General features: G+C 40.7%; 18 protein-coding genes. 15 read left to right on the top strand and 3 right to left on the bottom strand.

What is annotated here, in order from left to right; all coding sequences use genetic code 11:
- Positions 1–327 precede the first annotated feature (327 nt).
- The 5 genes from I6N95_RS23035 to I6N95_RS23015 are packed head-to-tail and all read left to right on the top strand — an operon-like array spanning position 328 to position 8,454.
- On the top strand, positions 328–4,929 hold the full coding sequence (locus I6N95_RS23035) for a hypothetical protein (protein ID WP_209531852.1): 4,602 nt from the start codon (positions 328–330) through the stop codon (positions 4,927–4,929).
- 35 nt (positions 4,930–4,964) lie between these two features.
- Positions 4,965–5,672 (top strand): hypothetical protein, encoded by a 708-nt coding sequence (locus I6N95_RS23030; protein ID WP_209531850.1) that lies wholly within the window; start codon positions 4,965–4,967, stop codon positions 5,670–5,672.
- A 31-nt stretch (positions 5,673–5,703) separates the two neighbouring features.
- A complete protein-coding gene (locus tag I6N95_RS23025) occupies positions 5,704–6,501 on the top strand; it encodes a hypothetical protein (RefSeq protein WP_209531848.1) in 798 nt (265 codons plus the stop codon).
- A gap of 23 nt (positions 6,502–6,524) precedes the next feature.
- On the top strand, positions 6,525–7,295 hold the full coding sequence (locus I6N95_RS23020) for a glucosaminidase domain-containing protein (RefSeq protein WP_209531846.1): 771 nt from the start codon (positions 6,525–6,527) through the stop codon (positions 7,293–7,295).
- Positions 7,296–7,317: 22 nt separating this feature from the next.
- Positions 7,318–8,454, top strand: a complete 1,137-nt coding sequence (locus I6N95_RS23015) for a hypothetical protein (protein ID WP_209531844.1) — start codon at positions 7,318–7,320, stop codon at positions 8,452–8,454.
- Positions 8,455–8,555: 101 nt separating this feature from the next.
- Here the strand turns inward: I6N95_RS23015 and I6N95_RS23010 are convergent, their stop codons facing one another.
- Positions 8,556–9,374 (bottom strand): hypothetical protein, encoded by an 819-nt coding sequence (locus I6N95_RS23010; protein ID WP_209531843.1) that lies wholly within the window; start codon positions 9,372–9,374, stop codon positions 8,556–8,558.
- Positions 9,375–9,833: 459 nt separating this feature from the next.
- Here I6N95_RS23010 and I6N95_RS23005 point away from each other — a divergent pair, with 459 nt between their 5' ends.
- From I6N95_RS23005 to I6N95_RS22995, 3 genes are read left to right on the top strand one after another with little or no spacing between them, the layout of a single operon-like run.
- The gene (locus I6N95_RS23005; RefSeq protein WP_209531958.1) at positions 9,834–10,742 is read left to right on the top strand and encodes an AAA family ATPase; all 909 of its coding nucleotides are present in this window, start codon (positions 9,834–9,836) and stop codon (positions 10,740–10,742) included.
- A gap of 2 nt (positions 10,743–10,744) precedes the next feature.
- Entirely contained in the window at positions 10,745–11,818 is a 1,074-nt protein-coding gene (locus I6N95_RS23000) for a DUF58 domain-containing protein (protein WP_209531840.1), read from the top strand.
- Between the two features lie 50 nt (positions 11,819–11,868).
- Complete coding sequence (locus I6N95_RS22995) at positions 11,869–14,091, top strand: DUF4129 domain-containing transglutaminase family protein (RefSeq protein ID WP_209531838.1); 2,223 nt, start codon at positions 11,869–11,871, stop codon at positions 14,089–14,091.
- Positions 14,092–14,116: 25 nt separating this feature from the next.
- On the opposite strand, the gene I6N95_RS22990 is transcribed toward I6N95_RS22995, so the two are convergent.
- Complete coding sequence (locus I6N95_RS22990) at positions 14,117–14,656, bottom strand: HdeD family acid-resistance protein (RefSeq protein ID WP_209531836.1); 540 nt, start codon at positions 14,654–14,656, stop codon at positions 14,117–14,119.
- A 219-nt stretch (positions 14,657–14,875) separates the two neighbouring features.
- Between I6N95_RS22990 and racE the strand changes: the two genes are divergently transcribed.
- The 5 genes from racE (at position 14,876) to I6N95_RS22965 (ending at position 19,403) form a co-directional block, all read left to right on the top strand.
- The gene (racE, locus tag I6N95_RS22985) at positions 14,876–15,724 is read left to right on the top strand and encodes a glutamate racemase (protein WP_209531834.1); all 849 of its coding nucleotides are present in this window, start codon (positions 14,876–14,878) and stop codon (positions 15,722–15,724) included.
- A gap of 3 nt (positions 15,725–15,727) precedes the next feature.
- Entirely contained in the window at positions 15,728–17,080 is a 1,353-nt protein-coding gene (gene rph / locus I6N95_RS22980; protein ID WP_209531832.1) for a ribonuclease PH, read from the top strand.
- 1 nt (position 17,081) lies between these two features.
- Entirely contained in the window at positions 17,082–17,600 is a 519-nt protein-coding gene (locus I6N95_RS22975) for a metallophosphoesterase (RefSeq protein ID WP_209531830.1), read from the top strand.
- A gap of 116 nt (positions 17,601–17,716) precedes the next feature.
- Entirely contained in the window at positions 17,717–18,205 is a 489-nt protein-coding gene (cbpB, locus tag I6N95_RS22970) for a cyclic-di-AMP-binding protein CbpB (protein WP_209531829.1), read from the top strand.
- Positions 18,206–18,272: 67 nt separating this feature from the next.
- The gene (locus I6N95_RS22965; RefSeq protein WP_209531827.1) at positions 18,273–19,403 is read left to right on the top strand and encodes an N-acetyldiaminopimelate deacetylase; all 1,131 of its coding nucleotides are present in this window, start codon (positions 18,273–18,275) and stop codon (positions 19,401–19,403) included.
- 245 nt (positions 19,404–19,648) lie between these two features.
- Here the strand turns inward: I6N95_RS22965 and I6N95_RS22960 are convergent, their stop codons facing one another.
- Positions 19,649–20,557 carry a mechanosensitive ion channel family protein gene (locus I6N95_RS22960; protein WP_209531826.1) on the bottom strand — a complete coding sequence of 303 codons (909 nt, stop codon included), beginning with the start codon at positions 20,555–20,557 and terminating at the stop codon, positions 19,649–19,651.
- Between the two features lie 161 nt (positions 20,558–20,718).
- Here I6N95_RS22960 and I6N95_RS22955 point away from each other — a divergent pair, with 161 nt between their 5' ends.
- The gene (locus I6N95_RS22955) at positions 20,719–21,162 is read left to right on the top strand and encodes a DUF948 domain-containing protein (protein WP_209531825.1); all 444 of its coding nucleotides are present in this window, start codon (positions 20,719–20,721) and stop codon (positions 21,160–21,162) included.
- 23 nt (positions 21,163–21,185) lie between these two features.
- Positions 21,186–21,692, top strand: coding sequence for a YtxH domain-containing protein (locus I6N95_RS22950; protein ID WP_209531824.1), 507 nt, complete (start codon positions 21,186–21,188; stop codon positions 21,690–21,692).
- Positions 21,693–21,971 lie beyond the last annotated feature (279 nt).

The following is a 21,971-nucleotide window of genomic DNA, read 5'->3' as shown; positions in this document are numbered from 1 at the left end:
ATTTAAAGCGGCAGTAAGGGTAGGTGATAATGGCTGTAATCCTTATTGTGACAAAGCATCGTAGATTTTTTTAACTTTGCAACAGAGGGTCATTTATTGTATAATGTTGTAAGGTGTAAGATTGTGACTAATTACCATGTTCACATTGAGCAATCTTAAGAGGAAAAGTTATTTTTTTATTCATTAGATAAACTGACAGATTGTTATACAAAAGTTGATTTTTTGTAAAACAAGTTGTTGAGGGGAAGATACCAGAAAAAAGAATTAGAAAAAGTAGTTTGACTGGCTAAAAACAGACGCTACTAACTAAGAGGGAGTTATTTTAGCGTGGATGGAAAGGAATATGAAACTATGGCGGGCAATAACGAGCAGCAAGAAGTGCAAAATACAGAACTACAGAAAAATTTTAACGTCTTATTCGAAGAGTTTTCAAAGATAAAATTAGAGAATCATAAATTGGCTTTGCAACAGAAACGATTTACGGAGAACAATCAATTGTTGATGGCTGAGGTCAGTAAATATTTGGATTACTCTAGTCAAATACAGTCCGAAGACTTATCTCCAACTGAAATAGTGACGGCTCACCGTAATTTTAACGCAACAGGTGATGTCATTGATTTAGTGAAAAGTGCATTGGTAGAAGATAAGAGCGTTGATGAAATGATTGGGGTTTACTTACTGGCGGCTAAAAATAATGCGCAACAGATTATTTCAAGTGCCCGTTTGGAAGCAGAGCGTAACGGTGAGAGAATAATTGCTGAGGCGAAAAGCTCAGCAGCTACTGAAGCCGAAGCGAAGTTAGCTAAAGAAATTGCCAGCATAAATGAGCGTAAACAAGAAATCGAAGAATTGGCTCAAAAAATAAAAAGAGAAGCTGATCAGTATGCGGAGACCAAACGTACTGAAATTGCCAGTCAGATTCAAAAAAATCAAACTGAAGCTGAAGCCTATGTCAATAAGATTAAGTTGGAAGCGGATGAGTACGCCGAATTTACTAAGTTAGCTGCGACACAGAGTACTGAAGAATTAGATGCGACGTTTAAGGCGAAATTACAAGAAGCAGAAACTTATGCAGATAGCATGCGACGCGATGCGGATAAATATGCAGAAGAAACCAAATTGCTGGCCTCTAAAGATCGTGAAAGCATCGATGATATTGTCAAAATGAAATTAGCCGAAGCTCAAGCTGAAGCGGATCGTTTAAAAGGTGAGGCTGAGCAGTATGCGGAGTCGGCTAAATTAGCGGCTGAACAAGAGCAATTGTCGGTTAAAACAAGGGTTGAGACGAAATTAGCGGAAGCGCAAGTTGAAGCGGATCGATTAAAAGGTGAGGCTGAGCAGTATGCGGAGTCGGCTAAATTAGCGGCTGAACAAGAGCAATTGTCAGTTAAAACAAGGGTTGAGACGAAATTAGCTGAGGCCCAGGTTGAAGCGGATCAATTAAGACGTGAGGCTGAGCGATATGCTGAAACGACGAAATTAGCTGCTAGTAAAAACCGAGAAGAGCTTGATCAAGAATACAAAAATCAATTGGCTGAAGCGGAAGCTCGCGTGCAAAAGGTCAAAGATGAAGCGACTCGAATCAAAGCAGAGGCTGCAACTTATGCCGAGAACTTAATTTCTGTAGCAGATCAAGGACAAGCTGAACGTGAAACTCTTTATCAAGCGGAGTTTGCGAAAGCCACAACAGATGCCCAAAAGATTAAGGATGAGGCGCTTGTGGCAGCTCATCAGTTAAAACAGGAAGCGGAAGAGGAGCAACGTAAACGGACCAGCGAGTTCCAGCTTAAGCAAGCAGAAGCGGACTCTTATGTGGAGCGAGTGAAGGCCGATGCTCATGAACTAGCTGTGAAGTTAAAAAGCGAGGCCGATCAGTACGTTGAGCAGTTAAAGGGTCAAGCGACTTCAGAGGCAGATGCAACTAAGCTAGAGGCCAAAGCCTATGCAGAAAATATCGTTAAAGTTGCAGATGAAGAACAGGCACGACGTAATGCCAGCAATCAAGCCATTAAAAGTGAGGCCGATGACTACGCCTTTAAAATAAAAGCGGCTGCTGATCAATACGCTCAAGAGATAAAAGGGAAAGCTGATGGTGAACATGCTGAACGTGAGGCTAGTTACCAAAAAATAAAAGCAGACGCTGATGCCTACGCGCAGCAAATTCGCCGTGAAGCAGACGAACGGATCCAGACTTTAACGAAGGCTATGGAACAAGATCATTCTGAGCGAGAAGTGGCATTCCGCCAATTGGAGCAAGTGGCAGAAACTGAGGCGGCGAAAGTTAAGACGGAAGTTGAGACTTATGCTGAAAAGGTTAAAAGCGAAGCCGATGCCTACGTTCAGCAAACTCGCCGTGAAGCAGACGAACGAATTCAAGGATTGACGGCGACGATGGAACAAGATCATAGGGAACGAGAAGCGGCATTCCGCCAATTGGAGCAAGTGGCAGAAACCGAAGCCGCCGCAGTTAAGATGGCAGCTGAAACATATGCTGAGAAGCTTAAAACCGAGGCTGATGCTTATCAAGCTAAAGTGGAAGCGGAAGCTTTGGAAACCCAGGTAGAAGCCGAAGATTATGAGAAAGAAAAGCGTCAGAGCACAGATGGGTATGTTGCAGAACAAAATACTATTATCGATAAATTGAAAGCCGAGGCTGAGTTGTATGCCAAAGAAACAAGAGCAGCGGCTGATAAGCACGGACAAGAGAAACAAGAGGAACTGAAAGTAGCTCAAATGGCTTTTGAAGAAGAACGTCAGCAGAAATTGATTACAGCTGATACTCAAGGAAAGGCTATAAAAGAAGCTGCTGATGCCTATGCAGCGGAGAAACAAACTGAAATAGAAACTAAGTTGAAGCAAACCAATGCTGATATTGAAGCGCGATTGGCTAAAACAGTAGCTGAGATTAACGAAAAAAATCAGCAAGCTGAGGCCCATGCCAGTCAATTATTAGCAGAAGTGGCGGAACTTACGGCTCAAAACCAACAAGAGATTGCCAAAGCCACAGAAGAGTTAGAGAAAATGACTCTTTTAGAAAAAGCTGAAGCAAAAGAATACAGTCAGAGAATAAAAGCGGAAGCTGACAATTATGCCGCAACTTCTCAACGTCAATTAGAGGAACAGGAAGCTGCTCAAAATGAACGATTATCACAGGAACGATTAGTTGTTGATGAGCAAATTCAGGAGCTTAAAGCTGAAGCTAATCAGTATGTAGCTGAAAAACGTCAGCAAATTGAGCAAAAAGAAGTTGACACTTTTACTGAGTTGGAGGAAAAACAGGCGGAAGTCGAAGCTTATGCCAACAAAGTCAAAACCGAGGCTGACCAATATGCCGATCGTAAGAAAAAGGAAAGCGATCAACGCGAGAACGATGTGGTCAACAGTCTTAATGAGAAACGTCTGAAAGCCGATGACTATGCTGAACGGGTTAAAACAGAAGCCAATCAATATGTTGAGACTAAAACGAAAGAAATTGAGCAAAAAGACAGTGACACGATGTTACAATTACTGGCTAAACAAGAAGAAGTTGATGCTTATGCCGACCGTGTGCGTTCTGAGGCAAATCGTTATGTCAGAACGAAAAACGAAGAAATCGCTAAGAGCGAAAGTGAATTAAGCGCCCAATTGATCAATTTAATGGCCAAAAAAGAAGAAATAGAAGATCAGTTGGAACATGAAAAGACCGAATTGTTCACGGAGAAAAAAGCTTTAAGTGATCGTGAGATTGAATTGGCAATCGAGATTCAAAATGAAAAAGCTGAAGCCGATTCTTACGCGCGTAAAGTTAAAACAGAAGCAGATCGCTACGCAGAACGAACAGCGAAAGAAACCGACTTAGTCAAACAGGATATGTTGGGGCAACTGCAGATGAAACAATCGGATGCAGAACTATATGCCAGCCGAATCAAGGCGGAAGCCGATAGTTATTTGGAGTCTAAACATCGCCAGGCGGCGATGACCGAAACGGAATTGACTGAAGACCTGCAAGCGAAAGTGGCTGAGGCCGAAGGTAAAATCGCTGAGCGAAAAGCTCAAGTGGAAGAATATGTGACAGAACAACGCCAAGACATGGAAATGCGCCAAGAAGAGACCACTCAATTATTGAAGATCAAGCAAGCTGAAGCCGAAGATTATGCGGAAAAAGTTAAACGTGAAGCTGACCAGTATGTGGAATCAAAAACGAAAGATATTATTAATTTAGAGACCCGTACCAATTCGCAAACTGAGGCACTGCAAGTGGAAGCCGATAGTTATGCAGATAAAGTCAAAGCGGAAGCCGATCGCTACGTTCAGCGAATTCAACAAGAAATTGATTTGAGTAAGCAGCGGGTGGATGAGCAATTAGCGAGCAAACTTGATGAAGTTGATATCTATAGCCGAAAAGTCAAATTAGAAGCTGATAACTATGTGACGGCTAAGAAAAAAGAAATTGATCACACTGAGAAACAAGTCAATGTTTATTATCAAACGAAGAAATCGGAAGCGGAAATCTATGCAGACGAGGTTAAATCAGCAGCTGAAGACTACGCTCGCAACAAGAAGTTGGAAGCCGATCGCTACCAATCTCAAAAAGAGCGTGAAGCCGATGAAGCATATAGTGAAGCTGGAATTGCAACACTGATCATGACTAAAAGAGACGAGGCGAAAGCCATCGCAAAACAAGTGCGCAGTGAAGCGGAAAGTTATGCTGAACGGGTTAAACGGGATGCTGATAGCTATGCCCGTAAAAGCAAAACGGAAACTGAAATTTATGCGTCTTCAGTTAAAAGTGATGCGGACATTTACGCAAAAATTAAAGGTGATGAGTTGCTAATCGAAGAGCGTGAATTACAGGCTCGAGTAGAAGAATTAAAAGCTCGTTTTGATCGTCAAGTTGATACATTGCTTTCAACCGTTGAAGGGTATGTGACTGCTGGGAAACAGGAATAACGTAAACAAGAATATGTTGATGCAAGGAGAAAGACATGATATTTTCAATCATTACCATTAGTTTAATTGTCTTGATAATTGTGCTATCAATTTATCTGATACGGGAATACCTTGTGTACATAGATTATTTCACGATTGAGCCACCAAAAGATCGAAAAGAGTTAAAGGCGCTAAACCAACGTCGTCAAGTTCAGAAGCACAGGGTATCAAATACAGCGATGATTGTTTTAACTGTTTTTGTGTTAGTCGTGTCGTTTATGTTATTCAACTTAATGTCAGTTAAAAATGATACGGACAAAATTAAAGACCAAGTTACCATCGAAAAAAAAAAAAATAGCGTCACAAGCATTTCTAAGGATGATGAATTAAAGAAATACAAAGGGGATTCATGGGATATTAGCCAGTTTTCATGGGAAAATGTCTTGAAAAATGAATCGGGGACACAAATTGACAATGAAATTGCACTTTCTAAAAAATTAATGCCGTATATTGGTGAAAATAGTGTTACAATAATTAGGGGAACTTCATTGACGTTATCAATATTTGCTGTTGGTTTGACTTTAGAGCAATTTAATAAAGCGCAGGAGAATATGGTCTCGTTAAAAGCTGATCTAAATAAAGTTCCACAGATATCGATTGTTGATTTTACTTTTACTTATTATAATGATAAGGGAGAGTATCAGAAAGTAAGTCAGTTGTATTATCAAGAAGACGGTGTTTTGAAAGATGCTGTCAAAAAATAAAAATGTTGAAATTTAGGGGAGTAGATTTACTATGGAAAATATTCAAGAATTGCAAGCAGAATTAGAGCAGGTTAAATTGGAACTGGAAAGTGAAAAATTTAAAAATTCTTATTCTGAAGAGTTGTTAAGTAAAACGATCAGCGAAAATGAAGAGTGGGAACAAAAGCTTTCTAATAAAGAAAAAGAAATCAGCCAACTTAAGTCAGCTCAGCAAGCGCCAGTTGACACGTCAAAAGCTGATCGTTTAGCATCAGAAGTGGCTCAAAAAGAGGTTGCCATCTCTCAGAAAGAGCAAATTATTGCTGAAAAAGAACGCGCATTAACTGCTAAAGAGCGTGAAGTCAGCGAGAAAAATGGTAAGATTGCGGAGTTAGAGCAAATTGTGAACAGTATGCCTGTTGGGGATAGTGTAGCTAATTCTGAATTGGCAGATGAGCTTGCTTTGGCTAAGATGAAAATCAACTCTTTAGAGACGGAACTAAGCCAGTTATCGGTGTCTTCGTCACAAGAAGATTTAGTTCAAAGCAAGAAAAAAATTAATGAGCTAATGCTCGCTAACCAACAATTACGTGAAGAGTCAGCTAAATCACAACAAGGTATTGGTGAAGTGATGCTCGTTGCTAAACAACAAGCGGCACGGATGATCGCTGATGCAGAAGAAAGCATTACGGTTAATATTGAGACAGCTAGACAAGAGCTTTTCGATATCGGCAATAAGGCAAATACGATTTCAGATGAAATTAAAGCCTCACAGGATAGCGTGAATGGGTTATACAAAGAATTACTTGAGCGATTATCTAAAATGTCTGAAATTGATTTTAAAATTTAGTTAACATTAGGAGGGATTCTACTGTGGGGATTAAGAAAACGGTTAACTTTTGCGTAATGTCATTATTAGCTCTTATCTTATGGCTTGCTGTCCCAGTAGGATCCTTTGAAGCTGAGGAAACCAAGGGCGATGACGCTCTTGGTCTAATCAAGGAAATTGGCGACAAGGCATCGGAAGTAGCTAAAAAAAATGATTTATACGCATCGGTTATGATTGCACAAGCAATTTTAGCATCAGACTTTGGTAGAGGTGAGCTCTGCCAGCCTTCAGTTAACAATTTATTTTCAATAAAGGGGAGATTTCAAGATGAATTTGTGAAATGGTCAGACAATCGAATTGACGATAGTGCTGAAGTGTTTACTGAATATCGCAAATATCCTTCTTATGAAGAATCTCTTAATGATTACGTCGCCTTATTAAAAAATGGCATTGCAACGGCACCGGATTTTTACGCGGGTGCTTGGCGGAGCAAGACCATCAATTATCGCTCGTCGACAGCCTTTTTAACAAGTCGTTATGCGGAAGATCTTCAATACGCCTTAAATTTAAATGTGATCATCGAATTGTATAATTTAACGGATTTTGATGCTGCTGAAAAAGTGTTTAAAGCTGAAAGTGTTAAGAAAAATGCAATGTTTGAGAAGTTAATTCGTCATGACAGGTATATAGTGAAGGCTAATGAAACCATCACTGATATCGCCCGTGACCATAATATTAGCGTAGCGCATCTGATGGAAACCAATCAACTTTCTCAGAGTGGGATTATTGTTGGGCAGGAGCTAATAGTAGATTAATTTTTAAAAGTAGGTGGATAGGTTGTTTGAACTATTAAAAAAACTAAAAAATAGCAATTATTATTACTATGCCGATTTTGACGAAGAGGATTTGTCAGATTCTGAAGCAGAATTAACGGTAAAAAAAGATTCTGATAAGAAATTTGAAAAGACAAAGAAACCAGCCGAGGTCAGAACAACAAAGAGTAAAGAAACGGCTACAAAAGTCACACCGATTACCCCTTCCGTTAGCAAGCAGATGTCGCTTAATGCCACGAAACGCACAGCAAAACCGATGGCAAGCCCATCAGCTAAGGAAGAGTCGACTGAAGAAGAGTTAGCAAATCGTGTGGATGCGTTGAAAACTCAAGTTGAATTGTTGAAAAAAAGCAAGAACAAAGAGAGTGACTTACTTAAGGCTCAGTTTGTGGAATTACGTCGGGAAAAAGAAGCGATCGAACTTCAGCGGGAAATTGATCGTAAGCAAATTCGGTATTATCAGAATTTGGAAGCGGCGAATGAATTATTGCAAAAACAACTAGCTGTTGAATCAGAGAAAGTTAGTCATCTTCATGGCAAATTACAGGGGAACGCTAGTGAGTCTCAACGGATTGTCCAATTAGAAGCCGAATTAGAGCGAACGAAGGCCCAGTTGCTTAAGCATATCAAAAATGCAACGCCTGACGTTAAAGAGGCCGTTGACTTCACTTTGGAAATCGCTCGTTTAGAAGAGGAACTAGAGGCAGCAACGACTAAGATGGAATATTATGTGGAGTACAATGAACAGCTGGAGATTCAAGTGTCTCAGCAAGCTGAATTAGCTAAACAACAAGCTGAGCTGGCGAAAGCAGCGGCGCTTAAGGAACAAACTGAGAGGGAGCAGGCTGTTGCTAAACAACCAGGTCAGTTAGAGTCGCTAGCCGTTACTGAGGAACAGGTTAAAAAAGGCAAGCTGACTCAAGACGAGAGAAAGCCATTTGATATGGAGCGCTACGATAAAGAGACCGCATCTGACACGGTTAATGCGGTTGTAGAGGAATCGGCTAATGCTCAACCTCATGTACAGGTTGATTTTAGTGATAGTTTAAAAGTACTCTATCGCGAATTAGCTGAAACCAAAAAAGAAGCCCATCTCTTGTTCGATGAAGTGATGACTGTGGTGCATCAAAAATCTGAATAAGTTGTTACAAAACAGTCTCTGAGGCTGTTTTTTTTTGATAAAAAAACAGTGGCTGGGACAAAAGCCCAACCACTTAATAGGTTTAAAACTCTGACTGGTGATTAAATGACGGAGCTGTTGAGCACCTTGTCAAAATGACGACGGAAGCTTTCGCTAAGGTCATCAATATTGTTGGCGTATTGACGACTCAATTTGATGGCAGCCAGATCGTCTGCTTCTTCAATGTGTTTGAAAAAATCTCTTTCTGCTGTTAAGAACCAGCGAATTTTCCCTCGCAACACTTCATGATCGGGATTTGTTCCAAAAAAGAGATTTAACTGAGTGGCCAGTTTAATGATGATCATTTGTTGCTGGTCGTAGAGATTTTTAGTAATGGCATAGTTATCGCGATCACTTTGATACCGTTGTAAGACCATTGATGAATAGTCATCAATGGTGACCGTTTCTAAATCATAGCCGCGATCGACAGCTCGATTTTCTGAGTCAGTTAGAATCTTATGACCAGCATAGAGACTGGCTAAGGTTTGTGACAACTTAGTCGTCGCGGTGATGTACTCGGCCACCAATTTGCGAACATCGCGAACCCAGTCGATTTGTGCGCGTGCATCTAGAGATGACACTAATTGAGTATTCATTAAGCGTTCATTTTGATTAAGTAGCTCTGTCTGCAATTGGGTATTGTTGGTATTAAGAGCTTCTTGATTAGCCAGTTGCTGCTGATAAAGCTCCCGTTGGGATTCAATGGTTTTATCGCTTAATTCACTTAGTTGTTCAATGTTTTTTGACACGATTTTTTTTATTACCAGATAACTTAAACCGACAGCGATCACTACACCGATAATTGCGATAATCGTTGTAAAGATAATGGAATTCCAAAAGGCGGTTTCAGTCATATTAAAATCGTCGATGACGTACTTCATTCTTACTCCTCCTATTTGCAAGGTTTGCTGATTCGACCAAGGGAATTGATTGAATCATTCAACCTAACTTTTTTGACAAATTAATAACAAGTGATAGTCGATTAGTTGGACTCCTTTTATTATACCTTTACTAGCAGAAAAAGGGAACAGGTGATAGCGACTCCTAGAGGCATATTTTAAGTAAAAGTGTCTTTTTTTAGTAAAAGAACGTTAAATTTAGTGAAAAAGAGAGAGTCTTGATTGATGTTTGATTAACTTATCTATAGAATAGAAAGTAAGTCAAAAAGGATTGGGGATAAAAGTGAGCAATCCTGTTCGCAAATATTCTTCAAGAATTTTAAAATAGATGTTATTCATGTCTCGATGCGACTTGGATAAATCAAGTAAGTGAATGATGGAGGAGGTTGTTTATTGGATAAGCTAAGCATTGCAGAAGCTAAAATACAAATTGATCAATTAATGACGGAGATAGAAAAAGTAATTGTTGGCAAACGCCGAGTTATTCAGTTGGCCGTGACAGCGTTGTTAGCAGAAGGACATATCTTGTTTGAAGACATTCCAGGAGTGGGGAAGACGATGTTTGCTAAGACTTTAGGGAAAAGCATTCAGTGTCAGGTAAATCGAGTTCAATTTACTCCTGACTTGTTACCATCAGATATCGTTGGGGTCTCTATTTATGATAAACGGTCTCGAGACTTTGAATTTAAGCCTGGCCCGATTTTTACCGATATTTTATTAGCCGATGAGATTAATCGAACGACACCCCGAAGTCAGGCGGCGCTTTTAGAAGCTATGTCGGAGAAACAGTTGACCATGGATGGCAGAACTTACCCTTTAAGTCCGTTGTTTTTTGTATTAGCTACTCAGAATCCTGCTGATTATGAAGGAACGTATCCACTGCCAGAAGCTCAGTTGGATCGATTTTTATTTCGCTTAAGCATTGGTTATCCCACGCATCAGCAAGAGGTGGCGCTAGTGGCTGGTGAAGATCGTCAAGAAAGGTTGTTACAAACAACTGGCATTTTAAGTATTCAAGAAGTGGTAGCTTTGAGGCAACTAGTCAAAGAAATTTATGTTGATCCGCGCTTGTATGAGTATGCTGTTTCCTTAGTGAGGCAAAGCCGTCGCCATGCCAATGTGAGAGTAGGGGTGAGCCCAAGGGGATCTTTAGCGTTTGTACAAGCTGCGAAAGCATATGCTCTAACCGAGGGGCGGGACTATTGTGTTCCAGATGATTTTAAGCGGGTACTAGAGCCAGTTTTTGGCCATAGGTTGCTATTAAAACATGCTAGTAATCATGACCAAAGTGACCGCCAGCAAGTACTTGAAGAAATTCAAGCAGCTGTGGCGGTCCCAGTAGGTAAATAAAGATGAGAAAAAGCTGGTCAATCATTTCAATTAGCAATAATCTTTTTTGGTTACTGGTGGTTTGTGGTCTGTTGTTCTTCGCCATCACTTTCAATATCAAGGTGGGTTGGTTTCTGATTTATTTTTTTAGCATGGTTCTCTTGTGTTCGTTATTGTCGTTAGGGCGTCGTTTTCGGCGATATCAGGTGGCGATTGCTCCTTTGATTCAGTTGAACCGTGGCGAACAAGAATCGGTTCTTTTAAAGCTAACAGAAAAGAGTGGCAAACAGTTAAGACTTCCACCTCACATAAGTGGCAGTCTTGAATTGCCTCATGACCAATTTGAGCTAAAGATGGAAAAAAGCCGTGATCAGCGTCTATTAACGCTGACGGCCCAAATTGATGAAGAGGTGGAGCGTGGCATCTATCAGTCAGTTCAGGTTAATTTTGTCAGTAAAGATGTGTTTAACTTATTGCGTCAAACACATCGGTTTTATTTGGAAACGAGCCTGTTGGTTTTACCTGAGCGGCAATTGAAGGAGTGTCGTGACTTGATGGCTCTTTTGAACCGGCAAAAACGTCTGCCGTTGGCGGTGAATTATATGCGAAATCAAGATGTTAAGGCTTTACGGGATTATCGAGAAGGGGATCAATTGAATCAAATTGACTGGAAGTTGTCTGCTAAACGTGAGCATTTAGTGGTAAAGGAATTTGAAAGTGAGCCTCAAGAGGAATTACTTATTCTATTTTATGGCAATGACGGGCACTATTTTGAAAAAATGCTGTCCTTATTTTATACGATGGAATATTCTGAGAGTGAGCATTTAAAACGGCCAAACTTTTTGATTTACGACCCATCTCAGGAAGCCTTTCAGTTGGCAACGGCTGTCAACTATGCTCAGAGTCAGCCCCTTCATATGGAAAAAGAGTTGATTCGTAGTGTTCGCCATCTCCACCTTCATAAGACTCGTGTAATCATGTTAACAGCCCGTTATTCCCGAGACGTTATTGGGTTAGGTGAGGAGTTAGCTGAGAACAATGAGCTGATTATTTTTTATTATAACCGTCAAGGAAAGTTGGCTTATGAAATTTTTTAATAACTAACTTAATGAAATTAGTGGCTATTCAGGTGAGAGGGAGGAAGCGAATGAATAAACTTAGTTTTAACAAACTGATTACTGGCTTATTGGCGGTCGGTTTGATTGGTAGCGGTATTGGTCCTTTTGTCGAAGCCAATGATTTGGGCTCCTCTTTTTGGTTGACGGGATTCCTGATCACCATCACTGTTATCGCGCTCTTTAATTTCAAAGGGTATCTTGAGTTTCCTCTGCAATTAATTTGTCTGTTGTTTACTTGCCATCGCTATTTCCCAGCTAATCAAAGGTTTTCTTTTTCCTGGATGGTCGCTTTTTTACGGACTAGTCTCCAATACTTTGATCCAGTTCAACGAGCTGAGTTTAACTTTTTGCCTTCAAATATGGCCTTGCTTTTTATTACCCTGTTCATGCTGATGTTAGTTAAATTGATCATCAGTTATGACCTTTGGATGTTGCCATTTCTTGCTATTCTGTGCTATTTGTTGATCTTAACGGTCTTTAATGGCACCGATCATTTTTGGCAGATGGTTCGTTTGTTAGTGATGGGGTTTCTTTTAAGTAGCTGGTTGGGGCAAAGTGAAATCGATCAAGGGCAGTATTGGCAGAGGCATGGTAAAGGGCTCCTCCTTTTAAGCGGTTGTCTTGTGATGGCTTGGCAGTTACCAATTCGATTGCCTCAGATGCATCAACGGATTCAGATGGCAAGTCAGCCATTGCGGGCCTCTATCCGCTCCCAATCATTTTATCAAATGATTGAATTTGCTCGTGGTAATGGGCAATCAGCAACGACTGGATTTAGTGAAAATGACAGAGAACTTGGTGGTTCGGTGATTCCGAATGATGAAATTGTTTTTTTAGCGCGACAGCAAGCTCCTCATTATTGGAAAGTTGAAAATAAAGATTATTACAGTGGTCGTGGCTGGGAAAGTAGTGAGACTAAAAGGGAAGTGATCAGTCAAGAAATTCTCGTGGTTGATGAAGGTCATCGTCGCTATCAGGAGGATGGTGAGTCAATCGAGCTGACGTTACCAAATCCACTTCGTTATGTTCCTAAACCACAGGGGAGGTTGTCTTGGCCATTGCCTGATAGTTATCGCGTTAATCAGATGTTGGAATATAATACTGAAAACCATCGTTTTTATGTTAATTTAGGACCGGAGAATTCAGCCGAAAGCGTGTTGCGTTATCGCTACTTTCCACCTGACTATACGCTTGCAGAGTTGGAAGCCAGCCAAGTTGCTGAAGTAGGCGAAGTTAATCTGCGGTACCTCCAGTTGCCTGATAGGTTACCTGAAAGAGTCGTCGAATTGGCTAATCAAATCACAGCTAATAGTTCGACAGGTTATGAACGAGTCAAAGCAATTGAAGATTATTTAAAAAACACTGGAAATTTTCGTTACTCGATGGAAGAGGCGGAAACCGTTCCGACTGATCAGGATTATGTCGACTTTTTCTTATTCGAGTCCCAGGTTGGCTACTGTGAACACTTTTCCAGTTCGATGGTGGTGTTAGCTCGTGCCTTAGGAATTCCCGCTCGCTGGGCTAAGGGCTTTAGTGAAGGTCGTGTGACTCAATCTCATGATGATGGGACTAAAACATACAGCATTACCAACGAGAATGCTCATGCTTGGCCTGAGATCTATTTTCAGGGAGTTGGTTGGGTTCCTTTCGAACCAACAAAAAGTTTTGTTAGTTCAGAACAGGTGGCGCTAACGACAGTGGCCCAATCAGATCGTCCCGAAACCAGCGGGGATTCTCAGGAATTGCTCCCTTCAAGTAATTCTCAAGAAGAACTTCCAGAAAATTCAGCAACGACTCATAGTGCGCAACGGCCAGAACAGGAAGCGACGGCTGAAGATAAAAGCAAAACAAAAGGGATCAAACAAACTCTTCAATGGTTTTTGGTGATTGCCTTAAGTCTGTGTCTCTTGGCTGGTGTGATTTTTAGAGGTCGGTTAATGCTCGGGTGGTGGTGTTTAAAAGTGAGGTATTTACCAAACTTCCACTTTGTCAACGCCTATGAAGAACTGTTGAGGTTGTTGGGACGAGAACGTTATCGCTTGCCTTCTGAAACAGTTCACCAGTATATGACACGTTTGACGGATGATTACCCTGATCATATGGAAAACTTTAAGCAATTGACTGATAAATATGAAGGGATCATCTATCGATCGACTACAGATGTGGGATTAACAGACAGTGAGCGCCTGAATTTACTTTCTCTGGTGCCGTTGATTCTCCTTTTAAAAGAAAAACCAGGAAAGACTGACTAATCAGTTTTTCCTGGTTTTCTTTAAGTCAATTTACTTTTTTTTGTAAGAAAAAGTGAGCTAATTCAGAAATTCCCATAAAGACTAAGATGCCGCCAAAGATGCGAAAGACAACTAATACGGTTTTGAAGGGATTAAAGATTAACAAGATACCCGCTGCAACTAAGAGCCCACAGTAGACATAGATGCTAATTCGATAACGAGGATTGACTTCTTTAATGCCTCCACTGGCATTGCTGAGTTGCATCAAACCGTTGAGAACGATTAGAATTCCCAACATGATCGGCAAGAAGCTGACAATCGCCTTGGCAAAAATCAACACGATTAAAGCAAATAGCAACAGCATGACCCCTGTAATAAATTCATAACCGAAGAGTGATTCATTTTTACTTTCGCGAATGGCTTGAAAAAGATTAATAAGACCGAGGATAGCCAGATAGCCAGCGATGATGTAAATCACACTTTTAAAAACAAGTTGGGGGTTCATTAAGATTAATATCCCGAATGCTAAATAAAAAATAGTTCGTAAAACAGTAAATTTTTCTAATTGATTGACAATGTTTCTCATAAATAACCCTCCAATTCAATGGTTTTGCACCTTAATTCTATAGCAAAAGGGTAAGGATTGCTACTAATAAGACCAATAAAGAAGAAAATAGCTGTTTTAATGATCAAATAGGATAAATTATAGGGATTTTTTTAAGCTTCATCAAAAGACTTGATTACTTGGACGAAAAAAGGGAAAATAGGGGAGTACAGTAAAATATAGAAATAGAGGTTTTGAGGAATGACGAATAGACAAGCTATCGGCTTTATCGATTCTGGAGTTGGCGGTTTAACAGTCGTTAAAGAAGCCCTTAAACAATTGCCTAACGAGAAAGTTATTTACCTTGGTGATACGGCTCGTTGTCCCTATGGTCCAAGACCCGTTGAACAGGTCATTGAATTTACCTGGCAAATGACCTCTTTTTTAATGCAAAAAAATATCAAAATGCTTGTGATCGCTTGTAATACAGCGACTGCTGTTGCTTTAGAAGAAATTAAACAGGCATTACCGATTCCAGTCGTTGGGGTGATCCTTCCCGGAAGTCGGGCGGCATTAAAAAAGACGTTGGGGAAGCAAATCGGTGTGATTGGCACCCAGGTAACAGTTTCCAGCCAAGCTTACTCTAAAGCTATTTTAACCAAATCCCCTCACAGTCAGGTGATCGAGTTGGCTTGTCCCAAATTTGTGCCGATTGTTGAAAGTAAAGAGTATCATTCACCTATTGCGAAGATGATCGTGGCGGAAACGTTAAAACCGCTCAAACAAAGTGGGATTGATACGTTGATTTTAGGCTGTACACATTATCCTTTATTAGCACCCTTGATTCATAATTATTTAGGGAAAGAAGTGGAACTAATCGATTCTGGTGCCGAAACAGTTGGAGAAGTTAGTATGTTGTTGGATTATTTTGAGATTGCAGCACCACCAGCGGAACAGACGTTAGCACATGAATTTTACGCCACGGGCTCTGTGAGCTTGTTTCGTGATATCAGTGAGGATTGGCTAGGCATTGAAAAGATGGTTATCGAAAAAGTAACGTTGGGTAATGATGGAAAAAATAGACCTATTGAAGGTAGAGTGGGGCGTTAATTAGTGAGACATGATAAACGAGACAATCAAGAATTGCGAAGAATCAAAATTGAAACCAATGTATTGAAACACCCAGAGGGATCGGTTTTGGTCAGTTTTGGAGACACGAAAGTCATTTGCGCGGCGACCTTTGAAGACAAGGTCCCACCTTTTTTACGAGGACAGGGGACTGGTTGGGTAACGGCAGAATACAGCATGTTGCCTAGAGCGACTAACACCCGCAATATTCGCGAAAGTGCCAAAGGAAAGCTATCTGGGCGGACGATGGAAATTCAACGGTTAATCGGCCGTTCGTTACGGGCCGTGGTTGATTTAGAACGCTTAGGTGAGCGGTCGTTGATCGTCGATTGTGATGTGATTCAAGCTGATGGTGGGACGCGAACGGCAAGCATCACTGGCGCTTTTGTGGCGTTAAAGCTAGCCGTCGCTAAGCTAATGGCAGAAAATATTTTGACAGTCGATCCATTAAAAGAACATTTAGCGGCTGTTAGTGTGGGGATTTTACCAACAGGTGAAGCAGTTTTGGATTTAGATTATGAAGAGGATTTTGCTGCCCATGTGGACATGAATCTGGTGATGACAGAGTCTGGTCGTTTCGTAGAGATTCAAGGCACTGGTGAAGAAGCAACTTTTTCTCAGGAGGAATTATCAGAGCTATTGCGTTTGGGAAACAGTGGTATCAAGGAACTGATCCATCAACAAAAAGTGGCACTAGCTGGTGAAGTAGACCCCTTGCCGGATTTAGATCCAGCTAAAACGATTTTAGTTGCCACGCGTAATCCGGGGAAAGCTCAGGAATTCGCTGCATTATTAAGTGAGAAAGGGTATCAAATCAAGACCTTGCTGGATTTTCCGGAAATTCCTGATGTGGAAGAGACTGGGGCGACTTTTGAAGCTAACGCACGCTTAAAGGCTGAAACGATCGCTAAGCAATTCAATTGCTTGGTACTCGCAGATGATTCCGGTTTGCTTGTAGATGCTTTAAATGGGCAACCAGGGGTTTATTCAGCTCGTTTTGCTGGTGAAGGGAAAAGTGATAGTGCTAATAATGCTAAGCTCCTTCATGAATTGACGGGTGTGCCAGCTGAAAAGCGGACGGGGCGTTTCCATTGTACGTTGGTCCTAGCCAAGCCTAACAAGGAGAGTTTGGTTGTAAGTGGTGAATTGGAAGGCAGTATTTTATCCATTCCTCGTGGGGATAATGGTTTTGGCTATGACCCCTTGTTTTATGTACCGGCTAAGGGGCAAAGCATGGCGGAATTGAGCCAACAAGAAAAAAACAAGATCAGCCACCGAGCCCTTGCCATTCAGGCCTTAGGTCAAGAGTGGGATAACTGGTTGAAGAAGGAGGGATAGTATGAAATATTTAGTCGTCAGTGATAATCACGGAGATCGTCAGTGTCTAGTTGAGTTGGTGACCGCTTATCGAGGGAAAGTAGATGGCATGTTTCACTGTGGCGATTCTGAATTAGAACCGACCGATGAGTTGTGGCGTGATTTACTAGTAGTCACAGGTAATTGTGATTATTACCCAGAGTATCAAAAAGAACAGGTTGTCACTATTGGCAATGATAAGATTTTACTGCTTCATGGCCATTTGGCAAATGTTCGCTCTTCTTTAAATCAACTGCTCTATCGTGCTGAGGAAGTTGGAGCGACTATCGCCCTCTTTGGTCATACTCATGAACTAGGAGTTGAGCTGATCGACGGGGTTTTGGCCTTAAATCCAGGAAGTATTCGCTTGCCAAGAGGACGTTATCAGATTAAGACTTATGCGATTATTGAAAGTACCGACAGTCATTATGATGTTCAGTATTACGATGATCAACAGCGACCGATCAGTGAGCTGCACTTTACTTTTGCGAAAGCTAAATGAGAAGGAACGATTAATATTTACTAAATAGTTCTGAAGAAAGTGTGAATTTGCTGATTTTTGCGGAAATTTTAGGTAAACTAGAGATAGTTCTTAAAAGAAGATAGGAGGCACTCCAGATGATTGGGAATGCTGTAAAAACATTACTATTAAACAATGAAGATAGCTTTTTGATTCCAGATGAAAAAGTCGCTCATGTGATGGATACCAATCCATTAAATCATGCTCTCTTAGTGTTAACTAAAGTGAGGTATACGAGAATACCGGTTCTAAATCGGGAAGGGGAGTTTGTCGGCTTAATCGGGTTGTCTGATATTGTCAATGCGATGTTTGACCTGACGGAAATTGATCCTGATAATTTGACGGATTTATGTGTTAGGGATGTGATGGACACTGAGGTAGACACGATAACGCAACCTTATGATATTGAATATATTTTACATTTGTCGGTGGATAGTCCGTTTATTCCAGTTGTAGATAGTGACAATCACTTTGCTGGAATTGTGACACGGAAGGAAATTTTAAAGTCAGTCAATCATTTGGTTCATACCTTAGAAAATGAATATACGCTAACTGAAAAAAAACAACCAGAACGAAAAATAGGTTAATTCAAGAAAAGTGGCTAAGACAGATGTTTTAGCCGCTTTTTCGATGTTTGATTTAGGGGGAAATAAGATGGGATATTCACAAACAGAATTGATTAAGATCAGACGAGAGTTACATCAAATACCAGAAATTGGCTTGGAGGAATATGAAACGCAGCGATATTTGTTAACTAAAATCAGCGAGTTGCCCCAGGAAAAGCTGACAGTCTCAACATGGCAAACAGGAATAATCGTGAAAGTGAAAGGGTCTGTGGGCAAGCGGTCGCTAGGTTGGCGCACAGACATGGATGGTTTGCCGATCACGGAAGAGACAGGTCTGGCTTTTGCTTCTCGGCATCCGGGAAAGATGCATGCTTGTGGCCATGACTGTCATATGACGATTGCATTGGGCTTATTGGCAAATGTTATCGAAGCTGATTTAGCTGATGATTATTATCTTATTTTTCAGCCGGCAGAAGAAAATGAGGCAGGCGGAAAGTTGATGTATGAGGCAGGCGTTTTTGACGGGGTGACTCTTGACGAGTTATACGCGTTACACGTTCAACCTAGCTTACCGGTTGGCACGATTGCTACTAAGGCCGGTGCGTTTTGTGCAGGGGATTGTGAATTTCGGGTAAGATTTAAAGGAAAGGGAGGTCATGGGGCTTATCCCCATTTATCAAATGATATGATTGTGGCTGCGACTCAATTTGTCCAGCAAATTCAGACGATTGTCAGTCGTAATGTGGATCCTTTAGCTGGCGCTGTTGTGACAGTTGCCAGTTTTCATGCAGGGGAAGCGACCAATGTCATACCTGAAATAGCAACGGTGGCGGGCTCGATTCGTTCCCTCGACCAGGACGTTAATCAATTGACTCAACGGCGTCTAAAAGAGATAGCAGAAGGGGTTGCGCATTCTTTCCAATGTGAGGTTGAGGTGATACTTGACCAAAAAGGTTATTTGCCAGTGATTAATCAGCCAGAAACGACTGATAAGCTTATGAGGTTTGCTGAGGAAAATGGTGAGGTTAACTTTGAACTAGCGCAAACTGCTATGGTGGCTGAGGATTTTGGTTATTTATTAAGTAAATTTCCAGGGACGATGTTCTCTTTAGGAGTAGAGACTCCTTATGATTTGCATCATAATCGAATGAGCCCTGACGAGAGAGCCTTAGGGATTGCTGTGGACTTTGTGTTTCAATACTTCAGCCAGTTGTCATAAGCAAAGCGGAACGAGGCGTTGCCGTTGGTCTTTTTGCTTTACTTCGTTGTCCCTTAACTCTAATGAATAAATTTGTTAATTTAGAAGCAAGGAATATCGCAGTTAGCCTTGCAAGAAAAATAGCGAAATAGCTTAGGGTTGCCTCGTGAACTTGGCTCCAAACTATGATATAGAGAAAGTTGCATACTTTCCTATAAAGCCATAATAAACTCAAGAAGGACGACCCGAAGCCGTCCTTCTTGAGTTTATTTCGTTAGATTTAGCGGAGACTCAGGTAAAATAATGCCTTCCGCTGTCACCGCTTTGATATAAGCGGCCAAAAATAGTGATTGCATCCGGGATTGATCCCCATTTTTTACATACATGACGATTCTAATGGCTAGATTTCCTTGGCCCAAGTCAGCAACGCCCAGATTGGTTGGGCCATTTTTGATTTCTGGATAGTTGGGAACTAGCTCTTGATTGACTTGTTCAATAATTTTATTGATTTGTTCTAAATCTTGGTCTGGCTTCACTCGAAGTTCGATTAAGGCGCGCATGTTCTCTCTGGACAAGTTACTGACGATGGAAATATTACGGTTGGGAATAAAATGAAGGGTCCCATTAAAACTTTTTATTTGGGTGGTTCGCAGGCCAATGACAACAACCGTGCCTTCAATACTATCAATTATGACATGGTCGCCAACATCTACCTGTCGCTCAAAAATAATAAAAAAACCAGTTAGGATGTCGTTGATAAAGCCTTGAGCACCGAGTCCAAGGGCAATCCCGGCAATTCCCGCTCCAGCGATTAAGGAGCCGACGGGAACACCTAAAATGGATAACAAGGTGTATAGCAGAATAAAATAAAGGGTGTATTGAAACCCATTGCTGGTTAATTTATGAAGTGTTTCAACTCGATTTTCACTGTAATTATCTTTGATTTTATAGTTGTTAAACCCTTGTCTAATGAGTTTCATGCCAACCCTTTTGATCGTCATCACGATCAGGATGGTCAAAAGTATCAGCAGGCTCTTGGAAATAAAGGTCGCGATTAAGTGATCCCAATTAAGATTGTTCCAATAATTGACAAAGGCATTGGCTGTTTTGGTGGCTTCTTCAATAATAGGGCTTTCTGATGAATCAACAGTGGCGGTTAAAAAAAATAAGTTCATGGTTCCAACTACTTTCTTGTTTTTCTTTTCCCTTCTATTGTATCAGAATACTCTCATTCAGTGGAATCTTTTAGTAAACCTTAGTTTTTATTTGAGAATTTAGGAGTTAGGTGTTATTCTAAATACAGTGGTTCAAGTAAGTCAAAGAAAGGACAGTGTATATGACCGGTGGAGAAGTTGCAGCTATCATTGCAGCCATTGCCTTTGTCATTTTGGTTGTGGTAATAATTATCAGTTGTGTGATGATTATCCCGAAAGTAACCAAGACAATCGAAAAGACCAATCAGGCGATTGATAAGGCATCAGGAATTTTAGATGAAACAAATGTAACCATTCAAGCGGTAACAAAAGATGTCAATGTTCTAACCTATCAAGTTGAAGAATTACTAGTAAAAAGCAACGAATTGTTGGCGGATGTGACTCAAAAAGTGGAAACGATTGACCCGTTATTTACAGCAGTTGCCGATTTAGGTGAGAGTGTGTCCGATTTAAATGCATCTAGTCGTAATGTAGCGAGTAAAGTTGGCGTCATCAGCAGCAATGCGGCGAAGGCATCCGTTGCCACAAAGTTAGGTAAATCAGCATTTAGGTTCTTTAAAAAATAGAAAATGTCGAGGAGGATTTAGTCATGGGAAAAAAATCAGGTGGTTTCTTTTTAGGTGTGATTATCGGCGGTACGGCTGCAGCGGTGGCGGCTCTTTTATTGGCTCCAAAATCCGGCAAAGAATTGCGTGAAGAGTTAGCTGAACAGACAGATGATCTAAAAAATAAAATCTTTGATTATGGTGAGTACGTTCAAGAGAAAAGTTATGAATATGCAGACTTGGCTAAGGACAAGGCGGGGGACTTTACGGGACAAGCAACCGATTTTGCTGGAACAGTTAAAGACAAGGCTGTCAAAGGGTCTGAAGAAGCATTGTCTTCCCTAAGACGTCAGACGGACGATCTATCTGATAAGTTTAAAAAAACAGCCAATGATCTCAACGATCAGGCAGCTGATTTAGCCGATGAATCGACGGATATAATCTTGGATGTGACAGATGTTGCTGAAGAAGCGATTGTGGCAACGGATGATTATGCTGGAGAAATTATCGGGGAGCTTGAGGATCAGGCTGAAGAGCTTCAAGATAATTAGAGTTTAATTAAATAGAAGAGGATTGTCTGTGAAATTTGACAGATAATTCTTTTTTTTAGGTTATTTTGAAAATTTCTTTAAATTTTCATGAAAAAATATATTAAAACGCTTGCAAATTTTGGCTAAATTTGGTAATCTTAAAGTTGAGAAATGTAAACTGGTTTTTCTGAAAATGGAAAACAGGTACATTCATCCAATTTGCTTAGCAAAGAATAGTTCAGATAGGTGAGAATTAAGCTTTTAGAATATCAGAAAAGATTAACCTCATACAAAAAGGAG

The sequence above is a fragment of the Vagococcus allomyrinae genome (assembly GCF_017829975.1).
GTDB classification, from domain to species: domain Bacteria; phylum Bacillota; class Bacilli; order Lactobacillales; family Vagococcaceae; genus Vagococcus_D; species Vagococcus_D allomyrinae.
Note: the sequence above shows the minus strand (reverse complement) of the source record. Positions and strands in the feature narration are given on the sequence as shown.

Excerpts from the sequence above, each read along its gene's own strand:
- I6N95_RS23030 (WP_209531850.1), top strand. The coding sequence starts at position 4,965 with ATGATATTTTCAATCATTACCATTAGTTTAATTGTCTTGATAATTGTG.
- I6N95_RS22975 (WP_209531830.1), top strand. The coding sequence starts at position 17,082 with ATGAAATATTTAGTCGTCAGTGATAATCACGGAGATCGTCAGTGTCTA.
- I6N95_RS22960 (WP_209531826.1), bottom strand. The coding sequence starts at position 20,557 with ATGAACTTATTTTTTTTAACCGCCACTGTTGATTCATCAGAAAGCCCT.
- I6N95_RS22995 (WP_209531838.1), top strand. The coding sequence starts at position 11,869 with ATGAATAAACTTAGTTTTAACAAACTGATTACTGGCTTATTGGCGGTC.
- I6N95_RS23010 (WP_209531843.1), bottom strand. The coding sequence starts at position 9,374 with ATGAAGTACGTCATCGACGATTTTAATATGACTGAAACCGCCTTTTGG.
- cbpB (WP_209531829.1), top strand. The coding sequence starts at position 17,717 with ATGATTGGGAATGCTGTAAAAACATTACTATTAAACAATGAAGATAGC.
- I6N95_RS22965 (WP_209531827.1), top strand. The coding sequence starts at position 18,273 with ATGGGATATTCACAAACAGAATTGATTAAGATCAGACGAGAGTTACAT.
- I6N95_RS23025 (WP_209531848.1), top strand. The coding sequence starts at position 5,704 with ATGGAAAATATTCAAGAATTGCAAGCAGAATTAGAGCAGGTTAAATTG.
- I6N95_RS22955 (WP_209531825.1), top strand. The coding sequence starts at position 20,719 with ATGACCGGTGGAGAAGTTGCAGCTATCATTGCAGCCATTGCCTTTGTC.
- I6N95_RS22990 (WP_209531836.1), bottom strand. The coding sequence starts at position 14,656 with ATGAGAAACATTGTCAATCAATTAGAAAAATTTACTGTTTTACGAACT.
- I6N95_RS23005 (WP_209531958.1), top strand. The coding sequence starts at position 9,834 with ATGACGGAGATAGAAAAAGTAATTGTTGGCAAACGCCGAGTTATTCAG.
- I6N95_RS23000 (WP_209531840.1), top strand. The coding sequence starts at position 10,745 with ATGAGAAAAAGCTGGTCAATCATTTCAATTAGCAATAATCTTTTTTGG.
- I6N95_RS22950 (WP_209531824.1), top strand. The coding sequence starts at position 21,186 with ATGGGAAAAAAATCAGGTGGTTTCTTTTTAGGTGTGATTATCGGCGGT.
- racE (WP_209531834.1), top strand. The coding sequence starts at position 14,876 with ATGACGAATAGACAAGCTATCGGCTTTATCGATTCTGGAGTTGGCGGT.